The organism is Deltaproteobacteria bacterium, from assembly GCA_009692615.1.
Taxonomy (GTDB): Bacteria; Desulfobacterota; Binatia; order UBA9968; family UBA9968; genus DP-20.
In genome coordinates this window covers 46121-53585 of record SHYW01000026.1, presented here as the reverse complement: position 1 = coordinate 53585, position 7465 = coordinate 46121, and the positions used below count along the sequence as shown (strand labels likewise).

Genomic DNA, 7465 nt, shown 5'->3' with positions numbered 1-7465 from the left:
AACCCCTTACTCCTCACTACTAACTCCTTACTTCTTAACGGTGATCGATGGAATCCAAAATCGAAAATCTAAAATCGAAAATTGATTTGGCCCCCCGCATCGACATGCGTGACAAGGTCACGGGGCGGGCGGTGTATATCGACGATCTGCCGGATCTGCTGGGCACGGCTTTTGGCGCGGCGTTGATGAGTCCGTACTCGCACGCCCGGATTCTTTGCATCGATGCCTCCGAGGCGTTGAAGCTGCCGGGCGTCTTGGGGGTTGTCGACCGCGATCATCTCGATGGCGTCGATCCGCGGCTGAAGCTGGCGCCCCATGAGCATCTCAAGGGCGTCGACGATCAGGATTTTGTCGCCACCAAGAAAGTTCGTTACGACGGCGATCTGGTGGCGCTGGTTGTCGCTGAGGATCGGCGCACCGCCGAGCGCGCGGTGAAACTTTTTCAAGTCGACTATGAGCCGCTGGCGCCGGTGTTCGACGCGGTGGCGGCGCTCGAACCGGGCGCGCCGATCTTGCATGAGGAGCACGGCAGCAATCTTTTGGCCGAAGATAGTCTGGTCTGGGGCGATGTCGCCGAAGGGTTCAAGCAAGCGGAGCGGATTTTCGAAGAGAGTTATTCATCGCCGTCGATGTTCCATCATCCGATGGAACCGGTGGGCGGCTTCCTGGCGCAGTATGTCAACGGCGAAGCCAATGTCTGGTTGCCGACCAGCTCGCCGACCCGCGACGCCGCCGAGTTCGCGCATTTTCTTGGGCTAGAGCCGGACAAAGTTCGCGTGCGTGTGCCCTATGTCGGCGGCGGATTCGGCTCGAAGATTCCGACGCCGGCGCATTTCGCCGCGCTGTTTCTTTCGCGCAAGCTCGGCCGGCCGGTGCGCTTGATCGCGTCGGCGGAAGAAAGTTTTCGCCAAAACTCGCGCCACGCCGAAGTCTTCAAAGCCAAGATCGGCGTCAAAGCCGACGGCACAATCACTGCCCTCGATGTCGATTTAGTCGTCGACACTGGCGCTTACACCACCGGCGGGCTCACCGCGGTGCACAATTCGGTTATCTCGGCTTGGGGTTGTTACCGCATCCCGCACCTGCGCATCCGCGGCAAATGCGTTTACACCAACAAAGTTCCCGCCGGCCACACCCGCGCCACGGGAAAAATTCAGACCACCTGGGGCATCGAGTGTGCCATGGACAGCGTGGCGCGCCAGCTCGGCATCGATCCCTACGTGTTTCGCAAGAAGAATGTCTTGCTGCGCGGTGATTTCGTCTGCACCGGTACGCCGCGCATGGACACCGACTATCTCGATCTCATGAGCGATGCGCTCGCCGGCATCGGCTGGGACGGCAAAGCGAATTCCGCATCGAGTACGAGCGGTCCACGTTGGGCGCGCGGCCGCGGCATGGCGTTGAGCTTGCGCCATGGCTCTCAGGGCGGCGGGCGCGCCTACGCGCTGGTGACCATGGACGCTCGTGGTGTTCTCACCATTCAACACAACGCGCCGGAGATCGGCCAGGGGACGCATAATTTATTCAGCGTTGTGGCCTCGCAGACTTTAAATTTGCCGCAAAGCCAGATCCGCGTGCGCACGCCGGACACCGCGGTGCATTTGCCCTTCGCTGGCGTCAGCGCCCAGCGCACCACCATGCAGATGGGCAACGCGGTGCACAACGCGTGCAAAACCTTGCAGGCGGATTTGCTCGGTTTAGCGTCGCAAGTCAAAGGCGGTGAAGCCAAGGACTGGCGCATGGTCGACGGCCGGCTGTGCTGGGGCGAGTCGAGTTTCTCGATCAACGAAATCATCCGCGTGGTCGGCAACAGCGTGGTCTTGAAAGCGGTCGGCTATCATAGCGTGGCGCCGATGGTGAAGGACTCGGCCTTCGCCGGCATGGACCACTGGGCGCCAAGCGGCGCGGCGGTGGAAGTGGAAGTCAACCGCGACACCGGCGAGCTGCGCATTTTGGGCTACGCGGTGATCGCCGACGCCGGCAAGACGATTCACTATCCCTCGGCCAAGGCGCAGGTCGACGGCGGCGCGGTGATGGGCTTCGGCCACGCGCTGTTCGAGGAGACCATTTATCAAGACGGGCAATTTCAAAATGGCGATCCCTTTCAATATCGTCTGCCGGTGATGAAAGATTTGCCCGAGCTATTCTATTCGTCGATGTTGGAAAAGGGCGACGGCCCGGGACCGTTCGGTTCCAAGGGCATGGCGCAGACCTCCATCGTCACCGTCGGTCCGGCCATCGGCAACGCGATCTTCGACGCTCTCGGCGTGCGCGTGCGCTCGCTGCCGATAACACCGGAAAAGATTCTCCGGGCGATGGAAAAAATATAAGAGTTTCGGGTTTCGAGTTCGACAAATGAGATGAGCCGGTGACGCAGTCGAATCAGATCTTACCCTCGCCCTTTGGGAGAGGGAAGGGTGAGGGCGCGCAGAAGGGCGACCGCCGGTCGCCCCTACACTCAGAGGGAGAGGAAGCAGGAATGCTGATGCTTTGATTCGATTCTCCGATCACCTAAAGAAAAAATCATGCTGCAACCGTTACAATTAATACAGCCGACTACGGTTCAAGAAGCTTCTCAAGCGCTTGCGGACTACGGCGACAAAGCAACATTCTACGCTGGCGGCGCCGAATTATTGTTGCTGATGCGCAACGGTTTGATCGATGCAGAAGTGTTGATTGACGTTAAGCAGATTCCACGACTTCATCGCGTTGAGCTGATCGGAGATTCGCTACGTATTGGCGCCTGCGTGACGCATCATGCGCTGGCGACCAGCGCGCTTGCGCACGAGCACGCGGCGTCGTTGGCTTACGCCGAATCTCAAGTGGCGAACATTCGCGTCAGAAATCAGGGCACGCTCGGCGGCAATCTTGCGTTCAACGATCCGCACTCCGATCCTGGGACCGTGCTGCTGATTCATGACGCGTCAGTGACGATCGGCAATGCGAAAGGCGAACGGCGGCTCGCGCTCGATGAGTTTTTCGTTGACATGTACGCCACGGCGCTCGAAGCGGGCGAACTGTTGTTGGAGGTTACGATCCCATCGCTGCCGGCCGGGATGAGCAGTGCGTATCTCCGGCTGCATCGCTATCAGCGTCCGACGCTCGGCGTCGCGGCGGCGGCACTATTCGCCGAGGGAATCATTGCCGAGGCGCGACTTGCGGTCGGCTGTATTGGCCCGAAGGCGCTGAGGCTGACTGAACTCGAAGGCAAACTTAAAGGCGTGACGTTGAGTGAGGCCAAGAGAATTGTCGCGGAAGAGAAAAAGTATTTACGCGGTTTGCTTCAGCCGGTGGATGACTTGCTGGGCGGCGCTGATTATAAATTGTACATGGCCGGAGTCATGCTCGGCGATGCGCTGGAGCAGGCGAGTTAGGCCAAGATAGGGGTGCAGTAAGGGCGTATGGCAATACGCCCTTTCAAGATCACCCCTTCCTCAATCCTTCCCCGTCGAGGGGAAGGAGGTAAGAATCGGAGAGGTCAGCGAAGTGGACGAAGTCGATCATATGAAAACGCAAAGTACATTTAATTTATCGGTGAGCGTCAACGGCAAACCTTGGTCCGGCGAAGTGCCGATCGAGGAAACCTTGCTTGAGTTTCTTCGCAATCGCCTCCAGCTCATCGGTACGAAACGCTCGTGCGAGTCGGAAGTGTGCGGCGCGTGCACGGTGTTGGTCGATAATCGCGCGGTAAGCGCGTGCAATTATTTGGCGTTCGAAGCCAACGGCAAATCGGTGCTGACCATTGAAGGTGTCGCGCAAGGTGAGCAACTCGACCCGTTGCAGGAAGCCTTCATCCGCAACATCGGTGCCCAGTGCGGCTACTGCACGCCGGGACAGATCATGGCGGCGAAGGCGTTGTTGATGGAGAATCCGACTCCGTCGCGCGAGCAAATCGCCGAATGGTTAAACGGCAATATCTGCCGCTGCGGCGCCTACGGCGCCATCGCGCAATCGATCCTCGAAGCGGCACAGGAGAGTCAGGCGAAAAGGGAAAGACCGTAAGGTGCGGGCGATGGAGGTGATTAGGTGACAGAAGTCAGAGATGATTCTGCTGAAAAACCCCGAGGAGTGCTTCGACGGGCTCAGCATGAACGGATAAACTCCAATGATCTCAACCGCTCCTCTGTTCGTCCTGAGGCTCTCGAAGGATGAACGGATGGTTTCAGCAGAATCAGAGATCACGTGTCAGTAAGAGCGAGAGAAAAAAATCATGAGTAAAAAAATCACTCGGCGAAGTTTTTGCTCGATGCTTTTGGCGCATCCCTTTCCAGCCCAGGCGCAGCAATCGAAGAAAATCCCCCGGATAGGATTACTATATGCTGGCTCCCCTTCCACTCAAGCGGACCGCATCGGGGCATTCCGCCAGGGTCTGCGCGAGCTTGGGTACGTAGAGGGGAAAAATATCATCGTTGAGTATCGATACGCAGAGGGGAAATTCGATCGCCTGCCTGCGCTGGCGGACGAGCTGGTGCGTCTCAAGGTAGACATCATCGTCACAGGTGGTGAGCCAGCAACCCGTACCGCCAAGGAAGCAACTGTCACGATTCCCATTGTCATGTCGCAGGTTGGCGATCCTGTTGGGAGCGGGTTCGTCGACAGTCTGGCGCATCCGGGCGGGAATATTACTGGACTGTCAACCCTTGCCCCGGAGCTAAACGGAAAACGATTGGAGCTTTTGAAAGAGATCATTCCCAGCCTCTCCCGCGTGGCCGTCTTCACGTCTTCGACCCAAACGGACATCGCGCAGTTGTTAAGAGACGTGAATCTCGCCGCAAAGGCGTTCGGCGTGAAGCTTCAATACCTAGACGTACTAATTCCCAAAGATATTGAGACTGCATTCCGAGCCGCGACGAAGGAGCGCGCTCAGGCAGTCCTTTTCATGGTGGCGGGCCCCATCGCGGGTGCTCACCGCACACAGATTTTAGACTTCGCGGTAAAGAACCGGCTCCCGATGATGTACACTTCGCCAGCAATCGTGGAGGCCGGCGGGCTTATGACCTACGGCGTGGACAATAGGGACCTGGACCGGCGCGCGGCGGTGTACGTGGATAAGATTCTGAAAGGTCGCACACCGCGAGACCTTCCCGTCGAGCAGCCGATGCGGTTCGAGTTCATCGTCAATCTGAAAGCGGCGAAAGCGATCGGCCTGACGATTCCGCCGAATGTGCTGGTGCGGGCGACTAAAGTGATTCGGTGAGGCGGAAGGCAAGAGGCACAGGGAATGAACTTCCCCGCAGCAAGCTGCGGGGGAATTAGACCCACAGGAATCAAAACGAAATGAACCGAACGGCGTTGGTTAGGTTACAGTTGCTTGTTGTGTTTGTTGGCGTAATGCCCTTTTGCGCAGGCAGCGAAGCCGCTGACAAGGTGCGACTCTCGGTTTCGAGTTTGGACGCGGCGTTTTTGACTCCCGCGGTTGCCTACAAGCGAGGGTTCTTCAAGGAGGAAGGCATCGACCCCGAAGTCATTCGGATGAATGCCAATGTTTCGATCACCGCGTTGGCGACCGGGGATATAGACTACACGACGATCTTCGGTTCGGTGGTGCGCGCGGCGATCCGCGGCTTGCCGATCCGCGTCGTCGCGAGCTTTCTCGATAGCCCGACGCAGATGCTGGTGGCGCGCTCGGAATTCAAATCCGTCAGAGAGCTTAAAGGTAAAACTCTCGGTGTCAGCTCCTTCGGCGCGACCGCCGATGTCTCGGCGCGCATGATGCTCAAATATTCCGGTGTCGATCCGGACAAGGAAATGAAGATAGTCGCATTAGGCGCCGACCAGGCGAGATTTTTCGCTCTCAAGGAAGGCATCGTCGACGTCATCGTGATTTCCCCGCCGGCGGATGTCGAAGGACGAAAGCTGGGTTTTCAAGTTTTGGCCCGTGCCTACGAGCTCTTTAAGTTTCCCTTCGTCGGGTTGGGTGCAAATTTGAAAAAACTAAACGAAAAGCCGGACGAGGTTAAAAGAGTCATCAAGGCGCTGATCAAAGCCAACCGCTTTGTGCGCAACAACCGCGACGGCGCGATCGAAGTACTGATGGACTGGGGACGCACGTCCAAAGAGAACGCCACCCTGTCGTACGACTCGGTGGTGAAGGTCTTTAATGCCGACGGCAGCATCCCGGAGGACGGTCTCCAGCTGGTCATCGAGAGTGCCGCGAAGGAAGCGAAGATCGCTCGCCCGATACTCGCCAGCGAAGTCGCCGATCTCGGCGCGCTGCGCGACGCGCAACGCGAGTTGGGGATCAAAGGGCGATGAGGCGAGAGTTGGATGGAATGACGCGCGTAATCTCACATCCAGTGCGAGGTTCGGTTGAGCACGAATCCGAACTTCCTTCCCCTCAACGGGGAAGGATAGAGGAAGGGGTGCCCGACATTTTCAATAGCGTGCGCGGCACCCCCACCTTTATCCTCCCCCGTCGAGGGGGAGGAATTCGGAAGGGAGCCGCGCGACGGGCGATAGCCTTAATCTTTCTTTTCACGCTTTCGGTTGGCGTTGACGTGAGCTTTGCCGCGGACCGCGTCCGCTTCGCTTATCCAGCGAAGAGTTTGAATTATCTGCCGATCACGCTTGGCCGCGACAAGGGAATCTTTACGGCTGAAGGCATCGATCTTCAAATGGTGCTGGTCTCATCGACGATTCAAGTCACGGCGCTGACTACCGGCGATATCGATTTCTCCGGCGCGCAGTCGCAGGTGATGGCGGGGGCGGCGCGCGGGTTGGCGGTGAAAGTCGTCGGCTTCCTGACGATCAAACCGTCCTTCTGGTTGATGGCGCGACCGGAAATCAAATCGATGGCCGAACTAAAAAATAAGATCATCGGCATCACCGCCATCGGTTCGTCGACTGATACGCTGGCGCGATTTTTAGTCAGCAAGAACGGCCTGACGCCGGATCGCGATGTGGCTTTTCTCGGCACCGGCACGACTGCTAATATTCTCACGGCTATGAAAGCCGGTACAATCGATGCCGGCGTGTTGTCGCCGCCGTTCAATGCAATGGCGAAGCAGTTGGGCTTTCGCACGCTGGCGTATTTCGGCGACTACGTCGAGCAGTCGCTTTCGGGTTTGGGTACGTCGGACAAAATGATTCGCGAGCGGCCGGAGTTGGTGCGGCGCATGCTCAGCGCGACGATTAAGAGTTTGCGTTTCATTCAGCAGCGGCCGGGTGAAGTGATGCAATTCATCGCTAAAGAGTGGAGCGTGGACACGGCTGCGGCGGACGAACTTTACAAGTCGATGTTGCCGGCTTTTTCCAAGGACGGCGGCATGGATGAAAAGGGCATACGCGACGCGCTCAAGCGCGAGACCGAGCGCATGGGTTTGAAAGAAGAAACGCCGTTGGCAAAAGTGCTGGATCTGCGGCTGCTGCGGGAAGTGCAGAAGGGATTTTAAGAACGATGGGTATCGCGGAGTCTATCCTGAGCCACGTCGAAGGACTCAACCCATCCTACGAAGAGTGTTGAAAC

At 57.9% G+C, this 7465-nt stretch carries 6 protein-coding genes; all 6 read left to right on the top strand.

Going from position 1 to position 7465, the window contains the following annotated elements:
* Positions 1–47: 47 nt before the first annotated feature.
* The 6 genes from EXR70_08655 to EXR70_08630 all read left to right on the top strand — a co-directional run bounded on the left by EXR70_08655 (position 48) and on the right by EXR70_08630 (position 7391).
* Positions 48–2330, top strand: coding sequence for a xanthine dehydrogenase family protein molybdopterin-binding subunit (locus EXR70_08655; protein MSP38546.1), 2283 nt, complete (start codon positions 48–50; stop codon positions 2328–2330).
* Between the two features lie 195 nt (positions 2331–2525).
* Complete coding sequence (locus EXR70_08650) at positions 2526–3374, top strand: xanthine dehydrogenase family protein subunit M (protein ID MSP38545.1); 849 nt, start codon at positions 2526–2528, stop codon at positions 3372–3374.
* 130 nt (positions 3375–3504) lie between these two features.
* On the top strand, positions 3505–4002 hold the full coding sequence (locus EXR70_08645) for a (2Fe-2S)-binding protein (protein MSP38544.1): 498 nt from the start codon (positions 3505–3507) through the stop codon (positions 4000–4002).
* 208 nt (positions 4003–4210) lie between these two features.
* The gene (locus EXR70_08640) at positions 4211–5197 is read left to right on the top strand and encodes an ABC transporter substrate-binding protein (GenBank protein MSP38543.1); all 987 of its coding nucleotides are present in this window, start codon (positions 4211–4213) and stop codon (positions 5195–5197) included.
* Between the two features lie 80 nt (positions 5198–5277).
* Positions 5278–6255, top strand: coding sequence for an ABC transporter substrate-binding protein (locus EXR70_08635; protein MSP38542.1), 978 nt, complete (start codon positions 5278–5280; stop codon positions 6253–6255).
* A complete protein-coding gene (locus EXR70_08630) occupies positions 6252–7391 on the top strand; it encodes an ABC transporter substrate-binding protein (protein MSP38541.1) in 1140 nt (379 codons plus the stop codon). Before EXR70_08635 ends, EXR70_08630 begins: the two co-directional genes overlap by 4 nt.
* The last annotated feature ends 74 nt before the right edge of the window (positions 7392–7465 follow it).

Coding starts and splice junctions, on each gene's coding strand:
- EXR70_08645 (MSP38544.1), top strand. CDS start 3,505: ATGAAAACGCAAAGTACATTTAATTTATCGGTGAGCGTCAACGGCAAA.
- EXR70_08640 (MSP38543.1), top strand. CDS start 4,211: ATGAGTAAAAAAATCACTCGGCGAAGTTTTTGCTCGATGCTTTTGGCG.
- EXR70_08655 (MSP38546.1), top strand. CDS start 48: ATGGAATCCAAAATCGAAAATCTAAAATCGAAAATTGATTTGGCCCCC.
- EXR70_08630 (MSP38541.1), top strand. CDS start 6,252: ATGAGGCGAGAGTTGGATGGAATGACGCGCGTAATCTCACATCCAGTG.
- EXR70_08635 (MSP38542.1), top strand. CDS start 5,278: ATGAACCGAACGGCGTTGGTTAGGTTACAGTTGCTTGTTGTGTTTGTT.
- EXR70_08650 (MSP38545.1), top strand. CDS start 2,526: ATGCTGCAACCGTTACAATTAATACAGCCGACTACGGTTCAAGAAGCT.